Genomic DNA, 23,934 nt, shown 5'->3' on the forward strand with positions numbered 1-23,934 from the left:
AAACAGCTGACAGATCAATGATCTGTCACTACATATAGGAACTGCTAGTCATACTACTCGGTCACTGAGCGGAGTCGAAGTGCGACCGTAGTATCCATTGTCAAGCTATAGATTTTCTCCATAATTTTTGGATTCTATGGTCAAGCCATAGAATGACGATACTATATTATTCCTCACACCTGTTTTTACCTATTATTACTGCCACTTTTTCCAAAATATGGCTTATAGATATAGTGGAAGTTATCTTCAAGTATTTGTATAACTTTATTATCAATCTCATTAGAAAATTCATATACATCTATTTTAACATTACCTTCAAACCATTGATTTAACTTTAATGAGTAATAGCTTTCTGTTGTACTGTTAAAATGTGCTTTTATTCTAGATTTAAATCCTGTTACGGATGACCCAACATACATAATATTATTGCTATTGTTATCTCTATTTATTTTGGGAAGATTTGTAGTTTTTTTATTTTTATAATCTGTGAATTTTTTAATTATTTCATTAGATCTTTGATCTGATGTGTGTTTAATTATGTAAATAAATTTGTTAGATGAATGCTCTTCTTCCTCAATATCTTTTATAGAAGTGTCTGGTTTGTCTACATTTATTCTATAAGTTCTAGGAGTTGTTAAGTTCTTTAAAAGATTTAAAGCATTATCACAGCTTTTTATTATATCTTCAATGTATTCACTCTTTATTTCCATAAGTTTTATCTCTATTTATAATTCTCAATATACTCTAAGACAATCTCATGATGATCTTTGGTTTTAAACTTATCGAAGACATGATTGATCTTGCCATCTTTGTCTATAAAGAAGCTGATTCTATGAATACCATCATATACTTTACCCATAAATTTCTTCTCGCCCCAGACACCAAATTGCTCAGCAACTTTGTGATCTTCATCACTTAGAAGTTGTACTGTTAGGTTATCTCTTTCTTCAAATTTTTTGAGGCGTTTTGGAGCATCTGGACTGATACCAAGAACTACAGTATCAAGCTTAGCTAGTTTGTCACTAATACTACTTAGACCTATAGATTGAGTAGTACAACCTGGCGTCATAGCTTTTGGGTAGAAGTAGACTAAGACATTTTTTTTACCTTTAAAGTCGCTTAATGATACTTCTTCATTATTTTGATTTTCTAATTTAAAGTTTGGAGCTAATTGTCCTTGTTCTAGTGTTTTCATAGATTTCCCTTATTTATTTCCATATTCTATAAATATTTACTTGTCACTTGTTATATTATCTTACGACTTATTTTCTCTACCATGAGGCATAACAAAGGGTATCTTAAATTTTACATTTGATACATTAGCAAGTTTATTAATTTGATTTGCTTCTGCGCCAATTCCAGCACCAAAGACTTTTAGTTTTCCACCAACGCCTTTTGTATCATCTTGTTCAACGGTAACAGCAACATCAAACTCTATATCATTAACTACTCTTGGATCATCTTTCTTTTCCTTTTTTATCCTTTCAGTACCCCATGTAATATATGTAGTTTTATATTGAGCTGGATAATTTGGATTGCTACTTTTTTCTATTTCTCGAGGATTAACTATCGCATCTATTCTTCCATTATCAAAATGCTCTTGAATTTCTATAATAGATTCGCCTATTTGAGTAATAGTTTCTTTTATAAAATCCTTTAAATTCATATATTAAATTCCATATTATAATTTATTGATTGTGACAAAGCGTTAGAAAAAATTATTTTTACTTCAAACCTCTCAACCAATCCAACCAGCTATTAAAACCAGCACCCGTTTTTACAGATAGCTCAAATATTTTTACATCTGAACGAATCTTCTTAATATTTGCGATACATGCTTGGATATCAAAATCTACATAAGGCGATAGATCTATCTTATTGATAACTACCACATCTGCATAATAAAACATATCAGGGTATTTAAGTGGTTTGTCAGCTCCCTCAGTAGTTGAAATCACAGCCACACGATGTTTTTCACCAAGATCAAATTCAGCTGGACAAATTAAGTTACCAACATTCTCAATCATCATAAAACCATTTTTGATACCATCAAGATGTTCAAAAGCATGGCCAACCATGTGAGCATCTAGATGACAAGCTTTACCCGTATTGATCTGATAAGCTTGTGCTCCAGCTTTACGGATTCTATCTGCATCAAGATCAGTATGCTGATCTCCTTCAACAACCGCAATGGGGTACTCATTACCAAGCTCTTTGATAGTTCTCTCAAGTAGAGAAGTTTTACCAGAACCAGGACTTGATACGAAGTTAAGGGCAATATTATTATCCTTAGCTAAGATATCTCTATTTTGCTTAGCATATTTATCATTTGCTTCAAAGATTGCTTTTTCTAGTTTTACAGCATCTCCCTCATGACCATGATGATGGTGATGACTGCTATCTGTTCCACATCCGCAAGTTGTACACATATCTGACTCCTTAATTAAAAACTATAGACTCTACAAGCATATCTTTACCCTTGAGAAGATCTTTCTCAAAGCTCCCACAACTTGGGCATTGCTCGTATAATTTTGTTAACTCAAACTCATGTTCACAAGCCTTGCACTTTGCTACGGCTTGCTCATATATTATTTCTAGCTTCGCTTGCTCTAAGACACTATCTTTGGCTGCTACTGGAAACCAAAATTCAAAAGACTCCGTATCAACACCAGCTAAATTACCGACTTTTACAATTATTTTAGACACTTCTTTAGAGTTATCTTTAGATGCTTTTTTAGCAATACTGATAACACTTTGACATAATGAGAATTCGTGCATAAAGACAACCACAGAGAACTCTTATTCATGTAGATATTATATCATAGTTAGGAGTATAAGAGAGGATCGTATCGAAAGATAAACTGCGTATCTAAACAATCGATTTTAGTTAATGTAAAAAGGATTATCAATAAGAAAATTCATATATTAAAAAAATGGTTATTTTGTTGCATTTTTATAGCTATATGTATATATAATAATTCCATACTTAAGTAGAACTTAAAAAAATGATAAAACAATTAACTCTTAAGCAAAGGATAAAAACTGTTGCTATTATTAACCTCGGGGCTGTTTTAGAATGGTTTGAATTTTGTCTTTATGGTTATTTAGCAACTTATTTGAGTGTATTGTTTTTTCCAGAAGAAGACAAAACAGTAGCAATGATAACTGTTTTTGGTATTTTTGCAGCGAGTTATATTATGCGACCAATTGGAGGCTTTGTTTTTGGCTCAATAGGTGATCGGCTAGGAAGAAGATATGCTATAAAATTAAGTATGATTATTATGTGCTTTCCGATGCTGATTATGGCTCTTATGCCAACTTATGATTCAGCAGGTATATGGGCAATTCTTATACTAATGTTTGCTAGGATGTTACAAGGGTTCTCTGTTGGTGGGGAATATACCGGTATTTTAGTTGCGTTAACTGAGAGTGCATCTCCAAAATATCGTGGTTTTACAAATGCTTTAGCTGGATTAGCATCGCAAATTGGTGTAATCCTTAGTGCTACTGTAGTAGGTCTCTTATCTTATTTTTTAACTAATGATGAAATGCTTTCTTACGGTTGGAGAGTAGCTTTTATATTTGGTTTTGTTTTGGCTGTGATATCTGCCTTTTTACAGGGTAAGGCAAAAGAATCACCATTTTTTAAAGAAGCTAAGAAAGAGCATAAGCTAAGTAAATCTCCGCTGATAGATGCTATTAAAGGTCCAAAAATGCCTCTACTATGGACTTTTGTGCTAACAGGATATGTTGGTATAGCTTATTATATGATGGCAACATTTTTACCTAATTCATTAATATCGGATAAAGGGTTTGATGTTGATGATATTATGCTTCTAACAGTGATTTCTTCAAGTGTATATGCTTTTATATCACCATTATTTGGATTGTTATCAGATATTTTTGGTAGAAAACCAATGTTATATATACCAATTGTATTAGTTGCAATTTTGGGCTATCCGATGTTTATATTATTTAATAGCTCAGGATTAGGTGGTATATTAGTTGCACAGCTTATTTTTGCTGTTTTGATCTCAGCTATGACAGCATCATTCCAAGTTACAGTTACAGAGCTTTTTCCTACAGAGCACAGATATAGTGGTATGTCAGCAGCATATAATACCGGAAATGCCATATTTGCAGGTACAACACCTATGATATGTGTATGGTTAGCTGGCATATTTAACTCTTCATATGCACCGTGTTTTTATTTAATAATAGCTTCGGTTATTACTTTAGCTCTTATCTACAAGATGCCAGATACAAGATATTCAGAGGATTTTGCTGCATCATAGCCAGAAGTTGGCAGCTAAACTATTTTGATTAAGATTTTCAAAAAGCTCTAATTTTGTATGGCAGTCTTTATCCCAAGGAGCTTTTTTGTAGCCAATAATTTGGCCATCTAAATATTTTTGTTGAGAGAAATATTCTATCTCATTATTAAACTCAACATTCCATGTGAAAACTTTTTTAAAGCCATTATTTATCGTAGCATTTAACTCACACAAGTCTTGCACAGTTTGAGTACATATCTCTACAACTTCACCGTAACTAATAATAGAGTTTGTAATATGGTTTTTATCAAGTTCTTTAGCAAGTGGGGAAACATCTGATAATTGATCTTTAGTTATCCATGTACCAATACCATCATTTTCTCTTAAAAAAGGTTTGAGTAGCTTATGATATTTTTTGTCTAAAATATTTACTGGTTGTCCTAAGTCATATATTAGGGTGATATTACTAGGAATATGTTTATTAGTTATCTCTACTAATTTTAAAAGGTCTGCATCAGCTGTTTTTATATCTAACCATATTAACAATTTAGAAGATTTAGCCCCTTTTAGGGCTTTTATGAGACTTTTAAACCAACTTTCTAAACTAGAGTGTTGTAAGTCATCATAATCATGATGAGCAATAACCCAGTCCTTTTTTGTATTACTAAATGCTATATCTATTTCTAATCCAATATTCTTATTTATCAAATATGGAAGTTCAGTAGTATAATTGACTTGGTGAGCTATAAAAGATTGAGATTGTTGCATATTAAGTTCTAAACCCACTTAGAATAATCAGCTTTTTTTACACAGGTAATACCTGTTGCATAATCACCACCACTACTTACATTATTAGCAGTTCCTGCTTGATCTGTTTGATTGAATGATTGTTTTGCTGAAGTCCATCCACTTACTCCACTAATAATCCCTGCTTCAACCACAATAGCTTCACCACAGCCTCCTGTTGTATTACAGGTTTTCAGAACTTCTGAGCCGTTAGCAACATTTTGTTGTATTAGTAATGTATAGTCAGTAGGGCATGTCATTAATAGAGTTGTACCTGTATTTTGAGCAATTACTTGTACTCCATTAAAGGTTTGTACACTGACACTTGATGATCCCCAGTTTGCAAAAGTTCTAGCATCTTTAGAATTTGGACTTGTTAGTGTTGCTGTACGCATTTTACCATCATCAGGATCACAGCTTGCTAAACCAATAATTAAAAAAGCTAAACTGATCAGATATAAAGTAGTTTTCATTATGCTTCCTTTAGGCTTTTATTATTTAATCCGCGCTATAATATCATCTTTTAATATAAATTGATGAAATAATGCAGCGGCTATATGCATTAGTATTAGTATAAGTAGTATAGACGCAAATATATAGTGGTAGCTAAAAATTTGCATTCCTAGAGAGAAGTCAGTTTTTAGCATTTGAGGAAAAGGTATTATAAAGAAAAAATTCCATGATGAGTTCATTAACATTGATCCGATAAGTCCTGATAGAGCCATGCCAAGAGCGGAGATATAAATACCTAAGTGAACAAGTCTAGCTACTATTATTTGGATTTTTGGTAGAGGTTTAGGATAGGTGGGTTTGCGACTAAAAATTCTTATAATAACTAATAGAAATATTGCAATAGTTGTTAGTACTCCAAATGATTTATGTAATGTTATAACCCAATCTGTATTTATAATACCTTTAGCAAAAGAAAATCCTAAAACAAGCTGGATAGTAATTAAAAAAGCTAATATTGAGTGCAGTCTTCTAACAGGTCTCGAGTATTTCATCTTATTTGATATTGGGAAATATATAATAGTTTTATTTTATAGTATTTGTTATCTTTAGAGTATTAAATAATGTAACTTTGCAAAACTAAACAGATGGAAGCAAAACAAAAAAACCAAGACATTATCGGAGGATTGATTCTATTTACTGCTGCTCTATTGGCTATTTTTGTAAATAATTCTTCGTTATCTTCTTATTATGGAATGCTTGAAACTGTAAATGTAAAGCTAGGTGTTGAAAACCTAGTAATAGATAAGAACTTAATGCATTGGATTAATGATGGATTGATGGCTATATATTTTCTCTATATAGGATTAGAAATAAAAAGAGAAATGATAGTTGGAGCTTTATCTAGATCAGCAAATATTATAGTCCCAGCTATTGCAGCATTAGCAGGCTTAATGTTGCCAAGCATAATTTATATATTAATAAATTTTAAAAATATTAATAATCTAAATGGTTGGGCTATACCATCAGCAACAGATATAGCATTCACTCTAGGAATTTTAGCATTACTAGGTTCTAGAATACCTCCTAAATTAAAGCTTTTGGTAATTATAATAGCTGTTTTTGATGATATTGCTGCAATAGCTATTATTGCTATCTTCTATACAAAGTCATTATCTATAGTATCTTTATTATTGGGTTCTGTTTTCATTATCATGATGATCATTTGTAATAGGGTTTTTAAGGTTAAAAGAAGTTCTGTATATATTGTACTTGGGTTTTTAGCATGGTTTTGTACGATTAAATCAGGAGTTCATGCAACATTGGCAGGTGTTGCTACAGCTATATGTATCCCTTTTAAAGAAGGGGATGATAATTGTCCAGCTAGCTTTATAGAGGAATCTCTTACCCCTTGGGTTGTGTTTTTTATATTACCTATTTTTGCTTTTGCAAATGCGGGAGTTAGCTTTGCAGGTATTGGTTTTTCTATTATATTTGAGCCTGTAACTTTAGGAATTATTTTAGGATTGTTTATTGGTAAACAGTTAGGTATTTTTTCTGTTTTAGCAGTTTTAAAGAAAGTGAAACTTTTTAAATTAGGAAAGGATTTTTCTTATTCTCAAATTTATGGTATAAGCCTGTTGTGTGGTATAGGGTTTACAATGAGCTTATTTATTGGTGGTTTAGCTTTTGATGATAACTATACTTTTAATGCAGTAAAAGTAGGTGTTATTATTGGCTCGATCCTTTCAGGAGTACTTGGATATTTAGTTTTAAGATTTATAGCAAAAGATTCTGAGTAATAGATTACTTATCTAAGATAATATCAGCGGCTCTTTCTGCAACCATTATAGTAGGAGCATTTAGATTACCATTAGGAATAGTTGGGAAGACTGATGAATCGACAACTCTAATGCTTTCTAAACCATGAATTTTAAGATTTTCATCAACTACAGACATCTTATCAGAGCCAATTTTACAAGTACATGTTGGGTGATAAGCACTCTCAACATGAGATCTTATAAATTCATCTATTTGTTCATCTGTTTGTATGTGATCGCCTGGTTGGATTTCACCATCATGGTATTCATCAAAAGCTGATTGAGAAATTATTTTTCGTGTTAGTTTTACACAATCTCTAAAACCAATGACATCATCCTTATGTTCTAGATAATTAAATTTGATTTCAGGAGCATCGCTTATATCAGCAGTTAAAGATTTTACATAACCTGTGCTTTTAGGTTTATTTTGCCCAACATGTACTTGGAATCCGTGTCCTTTGAATGCTGCACGACCATCATAGCGCATAGCCGCTGGTAGAAAATGATATTGAATATCTGGCCAAGACTTATCACTTAAACTTGATGGTATAAATGCACATGCTTCAAAATGGTTAGTAATGCCAAGACCTTTTTTGAATAATATCCAGTTCACACCAATTTTAAATTTAGACCATAAGTCTAGTTTGCCATTAAGAGTAATTGGCTTTTTACATTTAAACTGAAAATAAAACTCTAGATGATCTTGTAAGTTTTTGCCAACACCTGGTAGATGATGAATAACATCTATACCGGCCTGCTTAAGCTCTTCTTTATCACCTATACCAGATACTTGTAACAAATGTGGCGAGCCAATTGAACCAGAGCTTATAACTACTTCTTTGTTAGCTTTTATGATTAGTTCTTTACCTTTATGGTTTATTTTTATACCAATGGCTTTTTTGCTTTCAAAAAGTATTTTTTGAGTTGTAGCTTTTGTAATTATAGTTAGGTTATTGCGAGATTTTATTGGATCTATATAAGCATGACTTGTAGAGCATCTAACACCATTTTTGACAGACATTTGCATTGGTGAGAAGCCGTACTGTTCTTCAGCATTATAATCAGGATTATATGGATAGCCTGCTTGCTGACCAGCTTTTATAAAAGCATTATAAAGTGGATTAGTCATACCATTACCATTCGTAACAGCTATTGGACCACTATCGCCACGATATTCATTTGCACCACCAAAGTAGCTTTCCATTTTTTTAAAATATGGTAGACAATTATTGTAGTTCCAACCTTTTGCACCAGATTGTTCCCATTCATCGAAATCTTTTTTATGACCTCTAACAAATACCATACCATTTATAGATGATGATCCTCCCATAACTTTACCACGTGGGCAATGCATAACACGATTGTCAAGGTAAGGTTCTTGCACTGTATGGAATTGCCAAGCATATTTTTTAGTATTCATTGGGTAAGATAGTGCAGTAGGCATTTTGATAAAGATACTCTTATCACTACCACCACTCTCAACTAGTAAAACTCTATTGTTTGGATTTTCTGACAATCGATTAGCAAGTACACAACCGGCTGATCCTGCTCCTACGATTATAAAGTCAAACTTTTTTTGCATTTTCTAAAAAGGGCCTTCTAGTTTTGCCATACCAACATATATAGACTTTGTTTGAGTATAATGATTTAGAGCTTCGATACCATTCTCACGCCCAACTCCAGAGAGTTTATAACCACCAACAGGCATCTCACTTGGTGAAGCACCATAAGCATTTACCCAGCAGATACCAGCTTGTATTTGATGAATCACTCGATGAGCTTTACGAATATCATTTGTAAATATACCAGCAGCAAGTCCTAGTTTTGTATCATTTGCTCTTGAGATAACCTCTTCTTCATCAGAGAATTTTAATATACTCATTACTGGACCAAAGATTTCCTCTTTAACAATAGTCATTTCATCAGTGCAATCTACAAATATTGTTGGTTCAACAAAGTAGCCATCTTTGCAACTTTCAGAAGTAATTCTATTTCCTCCTGTTATGAGTGTAGCACCATCATCTTTACCTTTTTGAATATAATCTAAAACTAGATTCATGTGCTTTTGACTAATCAAAGCTCCTAAGTTAGTTTTCATATTTAAAGGGTTATCTGCAATTATGTTTTCGTTTGTACGCGTAACTAATTTTTCAATAAAGCTATCATAAATATTTTCATGTAAATAAACTCTAGTACAGTTGGTACATACTTCACCTTGAGTATAAAAGTTACCAAGCATAGCTGCTGTAACAGCTTCATCAATATTAGCATCATCAAAAACTATAAGAGGTGATTTACCTCCTAGCTCCATTGTGACTTCCTTTAGACTAGCAGCCGCAGCTGACATGACCTTTTTACCTGTACCAACTTCGCCTGTAAACGATACTTTTTCAATCTCTGGGGAATTAACTAGTTTTTTACCAACTTCTGCAGCACCTTGTACTACATTGAACACACCAGCAGGGACACCAGCCTCCATAAAAATCTCGGCAAGTTTAATAGCTCCTAGAGGAGTTTCTTCTGAAGGTTTAAATATCATTACATTACCACTAGCAAGAGCTGGTGCAGACTTCCAGCATGCAATCTGTAGAGGGTAGTTCCATGCTCCAATACCTAGTGTAACACCTAGAGGTTCACGGCGTGTATAAAAGAAATCTTCTCCTACTTGTTGCTGGATACCAGTAATACTGTGAGCAAGGTTTGCAAAATATTCAATTGCATCAGCGCCTGTTTGGATATCTACCTCTATAGCTTCTTGAAGAGGCTTACCTGTATCTAGTACCTCAACTTCTGCAAGAGAATCATTGTACTTTCTCAAAAGGGATACTGCTTTTTGTAGAATTCTTGTTCTTTCTATTTGAGATATTTTAGACCATTTTACAAAAGCTTCTTGAGCAGATTTAATAGCTAAGGTAATAATATAATCATCAGCTTCTTCAACTTGATAAATAACCTTACCTGTTGCTGGATTTATTTTATCAAAAACATTGCCTGATTTATTAGAAACAAATTGACCGTCTATAAAGCTTTTGTATATATGCATACTATCTCGAGAGTGAAGAAAATAAACCAAATATTATCAAAAAATTTATAATATTAAAACTAAAAGTTAAGCACTTTAAATGTAGCTGTAGCAATATAATTAAGTTTATTAGAAACCTTGTTTATTTAGATAAGGCTAGAAAGATATTTTGAGCTTAGATATATCATTTATAAAGATCAATTAAGCATGAACTATCTTAATTATTTTAAGTTATAATAGTTTTACGAAGCTATTTAATTATGGTGGCTAAATGTTCAAAAGCAGTTTAGGTGAGGAAACGTTTGATACTTTTTCTTTGATGAGTTGGAACACTTATAAGATAGACTATAAGAATACTGAGCTTTTTAAAACATATATTAGACAGATATATTTTGAACATAATATTGATATTTTTTGTTTACAAGAAGCAGTTCACCATTCAGATACTAAATTTCCAATAGAGCAGTTTGATATAAATTTTGCTTCAAATATAATCTTACGCACACATAATTATGGTGTAGCAAATGTTAGTCATTATCCTACTTTAAAAAATGTCAAAATATTGACAACTCATCGCGAATCAGTGATTAATACTCACAAAGCTTCATTAATTACGCATTTTAATATTTGTAATCAAAAAGTAGTAGTAGTAAATATTCATGCCATAAATTTTAAGAGTAATAAGGTTTATGAGTATGAGTTTGAAAAGATAAAAGAGTTTATAAATCCAGAAAAGTATAAATACCCAATAATAATTGCAGGTGACTTTAATACTTGGAATAGAAAACGTATTAAGTTAATAAAAGATTTCTGTAGAGAGTTTGGTTTTAAAGTAGCTTTTTTAGATGAGCCTAATCTTATAAAATCATTTCAGAAAAATCATTTAGATTTCGTACTATATAGAGGACTAAATCTTGAAAAAGCTTGTGTCTTAGATTGTCAAAAGATATCTGATCACAATCCGATAATAGCTAATTTCTCTTTTTGATAGGAGTCTATCCTCCAAATGATTTTGTTTTGTCATTTATGATGTCATAGCACATATCTGTAAGCTCAGCTACAGAGTGATTTTTTGGATCTATAGCTTTTTCAAAAGACATACGAGCGATACCTGGTTTTACAAAGTCACCTTTTTTGCGACCGAAGTACAATCCGAAGTTATGTGCTACTGGTACTATAGGAATACCTGTTACCGTTGCTAGTTTCATTGCTGAGCGATGGAATTTTGGATATTCCCCAACAGGCACTCTTGTTCCTTCTGGAAAAATTATAATACTCAGGTTTTTGTTTTTAACTCTATCCTTACCATCTTCAAGAACTTTTTTAATTGCTGATAGCCCTTTTTCTCTATCTACGCCTATAGCTTCACCAAATTGATTTGCTTTACCAAAAATAGGCTTTTCTAATAGCTCTTGTTTCATCACAAAACAACAGTTACGGACTAGTCCATAAAAAACAAAAGTCTCAAGCATTGATTGATGTTTTGAAACATAAATACAAGGGTAATCAGGAATATTTTCCTTACCATCTATTTTTACATAGATTTGTAGAAGAATTAAAGCTCCTAATCTATATAAACAAGACCATATCCAGCATACAAAAAGACGAACTTTTAGAGATGCTCCTAAAACACCTACTATATTCATTAAGATACAGCATAATAGCAATACTATATAAGCATATAGCTTAAAAATCTGCATTCTAGCGACTAATAGCAAATGAAGAGCTTTTTTCATAATTTTTCCTTTTAACCTTTAAACTCTTTTGTCTTCTCAGTTATTATTTTATGACAGTAGCTTGTTAGACCTTTAGAGTCAAAATCTGTTGGTTCAATTCTTTTACCAAAATCCATACGAGCTATACCTGGTTTGATAACTTGTCCCCATTTTTTAGGAAAAAATCTACCAAAATTATGTGCTACAGGTATGATAAATGCGTTAGCATCTGAAGCTAGTTTCATAGCAGAACGTTGAAACTCAGGATATTCGCCAACTTCAACACGAGTTCCTTCTGGGAATATAACAACATTAATTCCATCAGCAAGACTTTGTTTACCATCTGTTACAACCTTTTTTAGAGATTCACGAGGCTTTTCTCTGTCAATAGCAATACTACCTAGGTTTCTCATAGCAGGGCCAAATATAGGAGCATCAAAAAGCTCTTTCTTCATGATGAAGTGACATTTGCCAATAAAACCGTAAAACATAAATGTTTCAAGCATTGATTGGTGCTTCGATACATATATGCAGGGGTAGTCATGGTCTATATTAATCTTACCAGTTACACGGATATATACTTGTAAAAATACTAGCATGCCAATCCAATATAAATATGTCCAGACATAGCAAACAGCCATTCGCCAAGATAAAGGAAGTTTTAAAAAGGTAAATATATTTATAAGAATACAGCAGCCGCCAATTACAGCAAAAGAGTATAGTTGGAAAGCTGTCATTCTCAACCACATTAGAACATTCCAAATCTTTTTAAGAAAAGATTTCATTAATTAATCTCCGTAAAATTTTGTTTAAAAAATAGTTGTATACAACTACAACCTCATTATGAGGTCATTTTTCATTTCATTATTATACACTTTTTGAATAAAAACTGTTGGCAAAAAAATATTAAGCGATAAGAAAAAATTGTAGATTTTAGGAGAATTATTTCTCCAGATACTTTAGTTTATCTGACACAGATGCCCAGTTGTCAGCGTCTTCACATGGTTCACATTTTTCTACAATGTTTGGCCAAACATTAGCTAAATCTCTGTTTAGGTCTAACATTTGTTCTTCTTTTTCATTTAAATCATCGCTAGATTTTATAGCATCAACAGGACATTCAGGCTCACAAAGAGCACAGTCAATACATTCATCAGGATTGATTACAAGCATATTTGGTCCTTCATAGAAACAATCTACAGGACAAACTTCAACACAATCTCCGTATTTACATTTGATACAATTTTCAGTAACTACAAATGGCATTTTATAAATCCTTTCGTTTTTTGCTCGTTATTAGCCTTAAAGAAACCCACAGATTATAGCATAGAAATACAAAAGGTAAATATTAATAGCTTCTCATTACTATATTATAAAAATAGATTTAGAGTTAGAAATGCTTATAAACAAGTGGTACTATAGCATTTAGATTTTTTTAAAATTTTGGTAAATAATAAATATATGAAAGCGGAGCTTGACCCAAGAAAACTTATAGCTATTACGACGATTTCGGTCGCGATTTTGTTTTTTGTGACTTATCTTGTATCAATATTTAATGACCATAATACATTATGTAATCCTTTTATATCAGGGTGTTCCGATATTACGCATGCTGGATTCTCCTCTTATGAAAACTACATGTTAAAAGCTATACTAATTCCAACAGCAACTTTGATGGCTGTTATATTTTTCTTTATCCAGCAATGGTTAGTTCAAATAAGTAATAATAATAGCTCTATAATTAAGCAGGGCAAAATAATGTTATTTTTGGCTATTGTTGGTTGTATTGGGCTAATAATAGGTACAGCTGTAATAGATGGGCAAAATACTTTGATGAAACTTCATCTAAAAGCTGTTGCTGTATTTTTTGTAACGATGAGCATCTGTCAGGTTTGGTATACAATAATTGAATTTAAATATACTCATAAAGTAAATAAAGCTCCCGTAATTCTTCGTAGAATAGCTATATTAATTACAGCAGCATTTTCTATTTGGTCGGTGTTTATGGATCAAACAACAGCTAATCATAGTATTGTAGAGTGGTGGGGAGTTTATGCTCTTATATTTTGGTTTTGGACATTCTCTATAAATAAGAGAGTTGACTAGCTACTAGTATCTTTTATTATTGAAATTAATTATTTAAAATTACTAATTGCTTTGATAGTTTTGGGATTTTAATTAGAAATATTTAATTTACTTAGTTAGAGAGATATACCTTAAAGCATTTTTAGTTGATTCTAAAGCCTCTTTTGTATTTTCGCCTTTTGCTAAAACTACACCCATACGACGTTTGCCATGTATTTCTTTTTTACCAAAGCTTTTGATATCTATATTTGGTATAGTTAAAGCTTTATCTATACCTGAGATATTAGCATTATCAGAGTCTCCTTCAAGTAGTATTGCTGCAGATGCAGAAGGCTGTAGAGTTTCTATTTGAGGAGTTGGTAGACCAAGTATTGCACGAAGATGTAGTTCAAATTCATTAATATTTTGTGATATTAATGTCACCATGCCTGTATCATGAGGGCGTGGAGAAACTTCATTGAAAAAAACATCATCTCCTTTAACAAAAATCTCAACCCCAAAAATACCATAGCCACCAAGAGCATCAGTTATTTTTTTAGCGATATCTTGAGACTTTGCTAGTGCCATCTTAGACATAGCATGTGGTTGCCATGAGAACCTATAGTCGCCATCTTGTTGTATATGGCCAATAGGATCACAAAAGCTCGTACCATCTTTATGTTTAACCGTAAGAAGAGTTATTTCATAGTCAAAATCAATAAACTGCTCAACTATTACGCTATTTGCATGACCTCTGGATGCTGTGTGAGCATATTCCCAAGCTTTATAAATATTATCAGGATTTGTCACTATAGACTGTCCTTTACCAGATGAACTCATTACCGGCTTTATAACAAAAGGTGTTCCTACATATTCTATTGCTTCCAAATACTCTTTTTCATTCCTGGCAAAAGCAAATTTTGATGTTGGTAAATTGAGCTCTTGTGCTGCTAAAGCTCTTATACCTTGGCGGTCCATAGTTAACTTAGTAGCCTTAGCACAAGGGATTATATTAAAACCTTGCTTTTCTAATCTTATCAAAGCATCTGTATTTATAGCTTCTATTTCAGGGACTATATGAGTAGGTGCTTTTTCTAGGATTAGTTTTTCTAGTTCATTGGCATTTAGCATATTTATCACATGACTTTCATGAGCAACTTGCATTGCTGGAGCATTCTCATATCGATCAACAGCTATCGTATGTATACCTAATCTTTGAGCAGCTATTATAAATTCTTTACCAAGCTCTCCTGAGCCGAGTAGCATTATTTTCAAATTACTTAATTTATCCATATTTAAATTTCTTGATAAAAAATCATATTTAAATAATACTCTATAATTATGCATATAAAAATCTTCGTATGTCTCTTTGTAAAAAAGTTTTTCTATTCTCAGCAGTTAGCCTAATAGCTTTGAGTAGCTATGCTATAGGACCAGTTAATTATGATGAGAATAAGGTTCAATCATATACACTACCTGATGCATTAAAAATGAATGATGGTACAGAAGTTAAAACTGTAAAAGAGTGGCAAAAGCGTAGAGAGCAAATAATACAGCTTTTTAAAGAAAATGTTTATGGAAATGTGCCTAGCGATAACCTGAAACTTACATATAAAGTTATCCAAGAAAATGATCATGCGTTGGGTGATAAAGCTATAGAAAAGCAAGTGGTTGTTTATATAGGAAAAACTAAAGTTAATTTGCTAATGTATTTCCCCAAACAAAACAAAAAAAGTTATCCAATATTCTTAGGTTATAACTTTTGTGGTAATCAAAGTATTACATCGGATCCTAACATTTTAATTAACAAAAACTGGGCTAATCCTGTAACTTGTGCAAAAACAACAGATCCAAAAGGGACAATAGCTGATGGTCATTTTACAGCTAAAGCAAGAGGCTTCAATTATCGTCGTTTTGATTTAAAAAATATTATAGGCAATGGTTATGGTTTTGTTACTGCATATTATGGAGATATTGCACCAGATAATGCTGAAAAACTTTATACAAATGTCTCAAAAAGCATAAAAAATTATAAAAAATATTCTGCTATTAGTTTATGGGCATGGGGACTTATAAATATCTCTGATACTTTAAAACAAGAACCGCTTGTAAATCAAAAAGAGATAATAGTTTTCGGACATTCAAGATTAGGTAAGACAGCTTTGTGGGCAGCTGCTTTAGATCAAAAGTTTGCTATGGTTATATCAAATGATTCTGGTACAGGTGGAGCAAGCTTATCAAGGCGTAATTATGGTGAGACTCTATATTCAATAAATACAGAGTTCCCTTATTGGTTTACAAGCAAGTTTAAAGAATATAATAAAGATACAAAGGCTTTGCCAGTTGATCAACATATGTTATTAGACTTAATAGCACCACGACCATTATATGTAGCAAGTGCTAAAGATGATCAATGGGCAGATCCAAAAGGAGCATTTTTAGCAACTAAAGCGACTGCTCCTGTATACAAGCTTTATGGAGAAAGTGTAAATCTTCCTAAATCACAACCTAAAGTAAATAAGCCGGTTATAGGTATTGTTAGTTATCACATAAGATCTGGCGGTCATGACTTAACAAGTTATGATTGGCAACAATATATAAAAGCTGCAAATTTGAATTTAAAAAATTAACTGTAGTGATATGTGCTTATTGCATCAAGAGATAAGTTAGATAGCTTTTTGCATTTAAGATCTGTAATTTTATCTTGGTCATTATAGCCTTTTTCCGCTTTCTCAAAAAGATAGTTACCTGCAACAGGAGGCTTGCCATTTGTTGCGATGGTTACATGTTGATATTTATTAGTCGAAGGAATTTTTTTGTCTTTTGAATTGTATAAGTTAACAAGAGCCGCTTCAACACCAAAATTTTCAGACCAACACAGTTTGTATGGTTTGATTGTCATTTTATCTCCAGCTGGAGCTATCTTTTGATATTTATCAAAAATAGCTTTGCTAGGTGCATACGTAATAGTTGTATGGTCTAAATACTCATTCTTTTTGAGACCTTTGTTAGAGAAGCATAGCTTACCAACCTCCTTCTCAAGCGCTACTCTTGATTGAGGTGTTAAATCTGCTGAGATATATAGTGGTATTTTTTCAGCAGTAAAACAATAAGAAAAAATGCTTACAGAAAAAAATACTTTTATTAAATGCTTTTTCATAGCTGTGAGAGTCTAGTACTTTTTATGCTAGATAATAAATGAATAGGGAATGCTTTAAAAGAAGAATGCTTAGAAAATACTAATATGATTAAGATAGTTTTTTAATTTTATGCTGGTACCTTATTTACTTCATTTTGTTTGATGTGGAATTTATAGCTTGCCATATCTTTATAGTTAGCAACATCAATCGTATCATTAGCTTTTGCTATTATCCAATTATTATTTCTCGCATATTCTTTTAGTGTTTGGCCACCAAGATAGTCTACTTTTTCACTATCATTAGGGTTTACAATAACTTTTAAAGCACTACTACTATTAAGCATTTCTACATCGCTTTGGCTATTACCTGCTGCTAAAATTGGCTTGGCTTTGATGATTGTTTCTATAGCGTCAGCTTTGCCTTCGTCTTGAGGAACTGGTAAAACTATCTTGCTTGTTGCAATTCCATTACTAACTACAGACTTAGTACCTATAATATGAGTAACAGGTATTCCTAGCTCTTTTGATAAGAAACCTTGGTATAGAAGCTCTGGTGAAGCACTAATAACCCAAACCTCAAAGCCATAGTTTTTTAGGTTTTGGATAAGTAACTTGATGTTTGGATAGATTTTATCTTTAAAGTACTTATTAAAAGTTTTATTACCTAGTTCGGTAATTTCCTCAGGAGCTAGTCCAGAGAGATAATCTACTCTTTGAGTTAGATAGTCATTTGATGTGTTTGAGGTAGAGGTCATTTTCTTTATTAATTCTAATTTCTTGCCTGTATGGCTAAGTGCATAATCATAAATTGCTACATCTGCAAGATAATATGGAACTTGTCCAATAACTGTTCCATCAGCATCAAAGGTCGCAACCTTTCTACCTTGATAGTTCTCGTATTTTTCTAGAGTTTGCTTTATACGTTGATTATCTTGGTTAGATATTCCAGGAATGTTCTGATATAAAGGTACTGCATAAATAGTAACAGAGGCAATAAATAAAACAAAAGTAATGATTTTTTTCATTAGAACAACTACAAAAATTTTTTAAAATTTAGTGATTATTATACACCTTAATTTCTGTAAAGATAAAAAGTATGTAAGATTTTTTAGTAGCAGAACAATAAGAAAAAATAGTAAAGAGAATTAATATTCTATAATATATTTCATATAAAAGTAAGCTTAAAAAATATAACAATACTGCTTACTTGATGTAAGGTTTACACCGTTTACAACAACATAGCCCTCAACATTATTTTCTGCTGGACATTCTGTATGTACCCAATGTATACCTGTTCCATCTGTGTATTTCTCACCACAAAGTTGTACTTTAGTATTATCCTGAAGTCTTTCTTTCAATGAGTATGGTATAGTTGTTGCACTGTAGTCATTAGTGAAAACATTATCTACAGATACTTCATAAGTTTTTCCATCTGTTGCTTTGATATTGAACTTAGTATGGCTAAGTTCAATGCCTTTTTGTGTTTTTCCGGATTGGTATGTTAATCCACTGATAACACGACCTTCCAAATAGTCGCCAGCACAACTAGGAGCCTCAATATCATCAGCATAAATAAAAAACGATAAAAAAAGTCCTATAAATAAAACAGTTAATTTCTTCATGATTTAAAGCAGTTATTAATTTAAGAATTAAATAATAAATTAAAAAGAAAGGTTTTAGAAGAAAATTATTTAGAAAAAACAATATTATTATCGGTATTCACATCAACAACTATCTTATCTTCAGCTTTAAACTCACCGTCTAGTAGCTTAAGAGCTAGAGGATTTTCTAAGCTATTTTGGATAGCTCGTTTAAGTGGTCTAGCACCAAACACGGGATCAAATCCAGCATCTGCAATTTTATCCATAGCTTTAGCGGTTACTTCTAAACTTATGCTTAGATCTGTTAGACGTTTTTCTAAACGCTTAATTTGTATCTTAGCTATTTCAGTTATCATTTCTTTGTTCAGAGGTTCAAATACTATAGCATCATCAACCCTGTTTACAAACTCAGGTCTGAAGTGGCTAAGCACCATTTCCATTACAGCATCTTTGACTGTTTCATAGTCTTGACCTTGCATCTCTTGGATTCTATGTGAACCAAGGTTAGAAGTCATAACTATTACAGTGTTTTTAAAGTCTACTGTTCTACCTTGACCATCTGTCAAACGACCATCATCCAATACTTGTAGCAATATGTTAAATACATCTGCATGAGCTTTTTCAACCTCATCTAGCAATATTACAGAATAAGGTCTTCTTCTAACATGCTCAGTTAAATAACCACCTTGTTCATAACCAACATATCCTGGAGGAGCTCCGATTAGTCTAGCTACAGAATGCTTCTCCATAAACTCAGACATATCTACTCTAAGCATTGCATCCTGGTCATCAAATAAGAATTCTGCTAATGCTTTTGTAAGCTCGGTTTTACCAACACCTGTTGGACCTAAGAACATAAATGAACCTATAGGTCTATTTGGATCTGATAATCCAGAGCGAGATCTTCTAACAGCATTAGATACTGCTTTTATAGCTTGATCTTGTCCAATAACTCTTTTGTGTAAGAAGCTTTCCATATTTAGCAGTTTGTCTTTCTCTCCTTCCATCATCTTAGATACAGGTATTCCAGTAGCTTTTGAGACCACGTCAGCAATTTCGTTTTCTGTAACAGATGTTCTTACTAGTTTATTTTCAGAAGGTTCTGCTTCTGTTGCTTCTATTTGTTTAATCTGAGTTTCAAGCTCAGGTATTACACCATATTGCAGCTCAGACATTTTTGTAAGATCACCTGTTCTTTGGTATTTTTCTAACTCAAATTTAGCCTTTTCAAGTTTTTCTTTAAGCTTGCTAGCTCCTTGCATCTTAAGCTTCTCAGCCTTCCAGAGCTCTTCAAAACCTTTGTATTCAGACTCTAAACCTTTTATCTCAGATTCTAGTATTTCTAAACGTTTTTTAGTAGCGTCATCTTTTTCTTTTTTTAGTTGCTCACGTTGCATTTTTAATTGAATGATTCTGCGGTATAAGCTCTCCATTTTTTCTGGCTTAGAATCAATCTCCATACGTATTTGACTGGCTGCTTCATCTACTAGATCAATAGCCTTGTCAGGAAGCTGTCTATCTGTAATATATCTATGTGATAAGGTAGCAGCACTCACAATAGCAGAGTCTGTAATATTTACACCATGGTGTAGTTCGTATCTTTCTTTTAGACCTCTAAGTATAGCGATAGTATCTTCAACAGTTGGTTCATCAACTAACACTTTTTGGAATCTTCTTTCAAGAGCAGGATCTTTTTCAACATGTTCTCTATATTCATCCAGAGTAGTTGCACCAACACATTTTAGCTCGCCTCTTGCTAGAGCTGGCTTAAGCATATTACCTGCATCCATGGAGCCTTCAGATTTACCAGCACCAACCATAGTGTGTATCTCATCTATAAATAGAATTACATTACCTTCTTGTTTTGCTAGTTCTTTTAGTACAGATTTTAATCTCTCTTCGAAGTCACCTCTAAATTTAGCTCCTGCTAGTAATGCTCCCATATCCAAAGATAGTACTTTTTTGCCTTTAATACCTTCTGGAACTTCATTATTGATAATTCGTTGTGCGAGACCTTCAACAATTGCAGTTTTACCAACACCTGGCTCACCTATAAGCACAGGATTATTTTTAGTTCTTCTTTGTAATACTTGTATAGTTCTACGGATCTCGCTATCTCTACCAATGATTGGGTCAATTTTACCTTTTTTAGCTAGATCAGTTAGATCTACAGTGTATTTGTCTAATGCGCCTTTCATATCTTCTTGATTTTGACTACTCACTTTTTCCCCTCCGCGATAATCGTTGACTGCTTTTGTAAGTTTTTCTTTTGTAATACCAAATTTACTATACAGCCCAGTTAAACTTTTGTCTTCTACAGAAGCTAATAAGAAAATCTCACTCGAGATAAACTCATCGCCATTTTTGTTAGCAAGCTCTTGCATCTTATGTAGTGTAGTTACTAGATCTCTAGATGGTGTGACTTGAGGATTACCTTCTCCAGACAATACAGCAACACTATCAACCATATCATTTACAGCTTTTATAAAGTTTTGCGTATCAACTCCGCAAACACTTAATATGGCTATAGCAACACTATCATTTTGTTCCAAGAGAGCTTTTAGCATGTGTGCTGATGTAAACTCAGTTGCTTTTTGTTGGAAAGCATAGGACTGAGCTTCAGCAAGGGCTTCTTGTAACTTTATCGTAAACTTATTTATATCCATTAATTTTCCCCCTAATGAAATATTATCTGTATATATATTTAGGGTCAGAAAAATTTTTTTCAAGGTAGACTACTTGTTATTTTAGATTATAACCTTATTTGGAGTAGTAGTTTTAAATAAGTCGGTTGGAAAGAGCGTTATCTAGTGGTGTTAAGTTAGGAATATTAGAGTTTTATCCTCCAATGTGTTTTAGTATTTTTTCAAGTGTATCAACTAATTTCGCATTAAAATCATACTGATCGAAAGCATTAGCTGTACCTTTAATGCTCATTGTAGATAACATACGTAAGTTAGCAATATCTTCTGATAACTCTGCACTGCCTAACCTTGCTTGAGCTTGAGTTTCAGGACCCACAGGTGCTAAATTTAGATTGGTACGCATTTTCTGTTTTATATGTAAACTATCTTTTGTATTATCTAAACCATTGATAGGATTTCTATCATTTGCATTTTGATTTAATAAGTGATCGTATTTAGAGCTTGTATTATGCAAAAGACTATCATATTTATTAAAATCAAGATCATTAAGAGGAGTTGCATGAGCAGCATTTACGATGTTTGGAAACTCAACGTCATCCGAAAAACGATTTAACATATGTTGATATTTACCACGTAATGTGGACTTTATAGTCTCATTAAAGCTTTTACGATCAATTTTACTCTTTATATTATTATCAAGAGGCATCATATCATAAGGAGATAATTCCTCAATAAATTCAATAAGGCTTATTAGGCTTAATACTATTTTTTCTCTAGCCAAGCGATTTGCATCGTTATCTGCCGTTAAACTAATATGTTCCCTTAAAGTTTTAGAGTGGCTAAAGTAGTTTGCTATATAGGGAATACCGTCCAAGGTCACTTCAGAAATCATGAGTTTTTGTAGCTCATGACTTTCGGTTAAATTAATTTTTCTGCTAGCCTTAAATGCTTTAGAGGTTGCCCACCACGATGTTGCATAAGCATCCACTATTGCCAAAGCTATTTTTTTATCATTCTCAATATCACTTGTGCCTATAGCCGGTAAAGAAGATAAAAAATAAGTACCTAAATGACTAGTTAACATTTGATGGAAGCAATAGCAAGAATAAACCATTTTGCGTCTATATTGATGAGCATTGTTGGCATAGGTAGTATTCAAATTTTTAGAAGTACAATCTTCAACTACATACGATTCTGACTTATAAAATCGTTTATCAAAAATTGGTCTTCTTGCTCTTTGCGCATCTCTAAAAATTGTATGTAAAAAACTAGTATTAATTAATTTGTATAGGGCGTCTCTATACCTATCTCTATAGGCAATTAACCTAATTTTTTCAATATATATGGGAGTAATTTCATACTCATTTAAAATATTATAAGACCTATAGTCAAACTCTTTTCTCACTTCTTTTACAAACTCACTGGTACCACATTTCCTAGCTATACGCGCTAGGTGTTCATTTCCTTGACCGCCTAATAATCTTTTAGCTCGCTCAATAGATATCCATTTGTTATGATCATTAGTTGTTTTTAGATCAAGAGAATTTAATAATAATGTACCATGCCCCTCTATGCTTTCACTAGTACATATTTTCCAAAAAAGTAAAGGTAATAATCTATATCTTTTAGTATCATCCAATGCTTGATCCATAGTTTCTCTAACTTTTGACTCTGTATATATCAGGTGTCTTAGAGTAAGCTCTCTATCTACAGCCTTATTTGTGCTTGGAGCTGATTGATATTTACCTACTTTTTGAATGGGTGCACTTTGTAATTTGGTTGTAGCTGATGAAATTCCTGCATCTAGAGCATTTCCTAGTTGATCTTTAGCTACTGTAACAACTTGTTGAGAGTCTCCCTTGCCATTGTATGCTGTAATAGTTCTTTCTTTAACTGGTAAAAGCCCCTTTGTTTTATCTTGTAATGATGACATTACACCTTTATCCTCACCATCTACATAAGTTGGGAATAAGGGAGCTTTATATGCAGTTTCTAACGTTATACCAATTACCATTGCGCATGTGTTTATATCTAGAGGATTATTTATAGTATCAACTATACTACTAGTAGCTTTTAAAGCCCCAGCAACAAAGGGACCAGCAAAAGGAATAAACATTGCCGGAGCTGCAGACATATTTAAAATAGTTTTTGCGATAACTTTTCTTCGTTCTATTTTATTTATCTCAGCCATCACACCAACTTGCATATCTTTGTGTAGGGTATCTAATCTTGGGCTTATTTCACTTAATATTTTCTCAATATTTTTGGCACTTTCTTGAATATTAACCTGATTGGCTTTAGCATTGCGTATTAGTGTTCTATTTCCCATAGCTACCCCTTACATTTTATTTTTTCAAATATAAAATAACATATTTGCTAAATCAAAAAATTCATTTCTATAGCGAATTTTTTATAGAG

At 32.5% G+C, this 23,934-nt stretch carries 24 protein-coding genes; 5 read left to right on the forward strand and 19 right to left on the reverse strand.

Going from position 1 to position 23,934, the window contains the following annotated elements:
* Positions 1-185: 185 nt before the first annotated feature.
* Genes QI37_RS09970 through hypA form a run of 5 tightly spaced genes read right to left on the reverse strand, consistent with a single transcriptional unit; the run spans position 186 to position 2,778 of the window.
* On the reverse strand, positions 186-710 hold the full coding sequence (locus tag QI37_RS09970) for a hypothetical protein (RefSeq protein ID WP_052399163.1): 525 nt from the start codon (positions 708-710) through the stop codon (positions 186-188).
* Between the two features lie 11 nt (positions 711-721).
* Positions 722-1,195, reverse strand: a complete 474-nt coding sequence (bcp, locus tag QI37_RS06135) for a thioredoxin-dependent thiol peroxidase (protein ID WP_040009566.1) — start codon at positions 1,193-1,195, stop codon at positions 722-724.
* Positions 1,196-1,255: 60 nt separating this feature from the next.
* On the reverse strand, positions 1,256-1,666 hold the full coding sequence (locus tag QI37_RS06140; RefSeq protein WP_040009569.1) for a hypothetical protein: 411 nt from the start codon (positions 1,664-1,666) through the stop codon (positions 1,256-1,258).
* 58 nt (positions 1,667-1,724) lie between these two features.
* A complete protein-coding gene (hypB, locus tag QI37_RS06145; protein WP_040010731.1) occupies positions 1,725-2,429 on the reverse strand; it encodes a hydrogenase nickel incorporation protein HypB in 705 nt (234 codons plus the stop codon).
* A 10-nt stretch (positions 2,430-2,439) separates the two neighbouring features.
* Positions 2,440-2,778: a hydrogenase maturation nickel metallochaperone HypA gene (hypA, locus tag QI37_RS06150; protein WP_040010732.1), complete on the reverse strand. Its 339-nt coding sequence runs from the start codon at positions 2,776-2,778 to the stop codon at positions 2,440-2,442.
* A gap of 227 nt (positions 2,779-3,005) precedes the next feature.
* Here hypA and QI37_RS06155 point away from each other — a divergent pair, with 227 nt between their 5' ends.
* On the forward strand, positions 3,006-4,295 hold the full coding sequence (locus QI37_RS06155; RefSeq protein WP_052399164.1) for an MFS transporter: 1,290 nt from the start codon (positions 3,006-3,008) through the stop codon (positions 4,293-4,295).
* Here the strand turns inward: QI37_RS06155 and QI37_RS06160 are convergent.
* The 3 genes from QI37_RS06160 to QI37_RS06170 are packed head-to-tail and all read right to left on the reverse strand — an operon-like array spanning position 4,290 to position 6,064.
* Complete coding sequence (locus tag QI37_RS06160) at positions 4,290-5,060, reverse strand: PI-PLC domain-containing protein (RefSeq protein WP_040009572.1); 771 nt, start codon at positions 5,058-5,060, stop codon at positions 4,290-4,292. The two genes, QI37_RS06155 and QI37_RS06160, sit on opposite strands and share 6 nt — an antisense overlap.
* A complete protein-coding gene (locus QI37_RS06165; RefSeq protein ID WP_040009574.1) occupies positions 5,051-5,533 on the reverse strand; it encodes a hypothetical protein in 483 nt (160 codons plus the stop codon). Before QI37_RS06165 ends, QI37_RS06160 begins: the two co-directional genes overlap by 10 nt.
* A 21-nt stretch (positions 5,534-5,554) precedes the next feature.
* Complete coding sequence (locus tag QI37_RS06170; RefSeq protein ID WP_040009578.1) at positions 5,555-6,064, reverse strand: cytochrome b; 510 nt, start codon at positions 6,062-6,064, stop codon at positions 5,555-5,557.
* A 93-nt stretch (positions 6,065-6,157) separates the two neighbouring features.
* On the opposite strand from QI37_RS06170, the gene nhaA reads away from it, so the two are divergent.
* Positions 6,158-7,312: a Na+/H+ antiporter NhaA gene (gene nhaA, locus QI37_RS06175; RefSeq protein WP_040009580.1), complete on the forward strand. Its 1,155-nt coding sequence runs from the start codon at positions 6,158-6,160 to the stop codon at positions 7,310-7,312.
* Between the two features lie 4 nt (positions 7,313-7,316).
* On the opposite strand, the gene betA is transcribed toward nhaA, so the two are convergent.
* Both betA and betB read right to left on the reverse strand, forming a co-directional pair.
* The gene (betA, locus tag QI37_RS06180) at positions 7,317-8,912 is read right to left on the reverse strand and encodes a choline dehydrogenase (RefSeq protein ID WP_040010734.1); all 1,596 of its coding nucleotides are present in this window, start codon (positions 8,910-8,912) and stop codon (positions 7,317-7,319) included.
* 3 nt (positions 8,913-8,915) lie between these two features.
* On the reverse strand, positions 8,916-10,373 hold the full coding sequence (gene betB / locus QI37_RS06185; RefSeq protein ID WP_040009583.1) for a betaine-aldehyde dehydrogenase: 1,458 nt from the start codon (positions 10,371-10,373) through the stop codon (positions 8,916-8,918).
* Between the two features lie 250 nt (positions 10,374-10,623).
* Between betB and QI37_RS06190 the strand changes: the two genes are divergently transcribed.
* Entirely contained in the window at positions 10,624-11,340 is a 717-nt protein-coding gene (locus QI37_RS06190; protein ID WP_040009586.1) for an endonuclease/exonuclease/phosphatase family protein, read from the forward strand.
* Between the two features lie 7 nt (positions 11,341-11,347).
* Here the strand turns inward: QI37_RS06190 and QI37_RS06195 are convergent, their stop codons facing one another.
* From QI37_RS06195 to fdxA, 3 genes are all read right to left on the reverse strand, one after another.
* Entirely contained in the window at positions 11,348-12,088 is a 741-nt protein-coding gene (locus QI37_RS06195; RefSeq protein WP_040009589.1) for a lysophospholipid acyltransferase family protein, read from the reverse strand.
* Between the two features lie 11 nt (positions 12,089-12,099).
* Positions 12,100-12,852, reverse strand: coding sequence for a lysophospholipid acyltransferase family protein (locus tag QI37_RS06200; protein WP_040009591.1), 753 nt, complete (start codon positions 12,850-12,852; stop codon positions 12,100-12,102).
* A gap of 157 nt (positions 12,853-13,009) precedes the next feature.
* Positions 13,010-13,333 (reverse strand): ferredoxin FdxA, encoded by a 324-nt coding sequence (fdxA, locus tag QI37_RS06205; RefSeq protein WP_040009594.1) that lies wholly within the window; start codon positions 13,331-13,333, stop codon positions 13,010-13,012.
* Positions 13,334-13,528: 195 nt separating this feature from the next.
* On the opposite strand from fdxA, the gene QI37_RS06210 reads away from it, so the two are divergent.
* Positions 13,529-14,173 carry a Frag1/DRAM/Sfk1 family protein gene (locus QI37_RS06210; protein ID WP_040009596.1) on the forward strand — a complete coding sequence of 215 codons (645 nt, stop codon included), beginning with the start codon at positions 13,529-13,531 and terminating at the stop codon, positions 14,171-14,173.
* Positions 14,174-14,260: 87 nt separating this feature from the next.
* On the opposite strand, the gene purT is transcribed toward QI37_RS06210, so the two are convergent.
* Complete coding sequence (gene purT / locus QI37_RS06215; RefSeq protein ID WP_040010735.1) at positions 14,261-15,424, reverse strand: formate-dependent phosphoribosylglycinamide formyltransferase; 1,164 nt, start codon at positions 15,422-15,424, stop codon at positions 14,261-14,263.
* Positions 15,425-15,492: 68 nt separating this feature from the next.
* On the opposite strand from purT, the gene QI37_RS06220 reads away from it, so the two are divergent.
* Complete coding sequence (locus tag QI37_RS06220; protein ID WP_040009599.1) at positions 15,493-16,761, forward strand: glucuronyl esterase domain-containing protein; 1,269 nt, start codon at positions 15,493-15,495, stop codon at positions 16,759-16,761.
* Here the strand turns inward: QI37_RS06220 and QI37_RS06225 are convergent.
* The 5 genes from QI37_RS06225 to QI37_RS06245 form a co-directional block, all read right to left on the reverse strand.
* Positions 16,758-17,291 (reverse strand): hypothetical protein, encoded by a 534-nt coding sequence (locus tag QI37_RS06225; protein WP_040009602.1) that lies wholly within the window; start codon positions 17,289-17,291, stop codon positions 16,758-16,760. The genes QI37_RS06220 and QI37_RS06225 overlap by 4 nt on opposite strands.
* 107 nt (positions 17,292-17,398) lie before the next feature.
* Positions 17,399-18,295 carry an HAD family hydrolase gene (locus QI37_RS06230; RefSeq protein WP_040009605.1) on the reverse strand — a complete coding sequence of 299 codons (897 nt, stop codon included), beginning with the start codon at positions 18,293-18,295 and terminating at the stop codon, positions 17,399-17,401.
* Between the two features lie 156 nt (positions 18,296-18,451).
* The gene (locus QI37_RS06235) at positions 18,452-18,892 is read right to left on the reverse strand and encodes a hypothetical protein (RefSeq protein WP_040009607.1); all 441 of its coding nucleotides are present in this window, start codon (positions 18,890-18,892) and stop codon (positions 18,452-18,454) included.
* A gap of 65 nt (positions 18,893-18,957) precedes the next feature.
* Positions 18,958-21,537 carry an ATP-dependent chaperone ClpB gene (gene clpB / locus QI37_RS06240; protein WP_040009609.1) on the reverse strand — a complete coding sequence of 860 codons (2,580 nt, stop codon included), beginning with the start codon at positions 21,535-21,537 and terminating at the stop codon, positions 18,958-18,960.
* Between the two features lie 172 nt (positions 21,538-21,709).
* Positions 21,710-23,845 (reverse strand): hypothetical protein, encoded by a 2,136-nt coding sequence (locus QI37_RS06245; RefSeq protein ID WP_040009611.1) that lies wholly within the window; start codon positions 23,843-23,845, stop codon positions 21,710-21,712.
* Positions 23,846-23,934: the final 89 nt, after the last annotated feature.

The organism is Candidatus Francisella endociliophora (genome assembly GCF_000764555.1).
In the GTDB taxonomy this organism is placed as follows: Bacteria; Pseudomonadota; Gammaproteobacteria; order Francisellales; family Francisellaceae; genus Francisella; species Francisella endociliophora.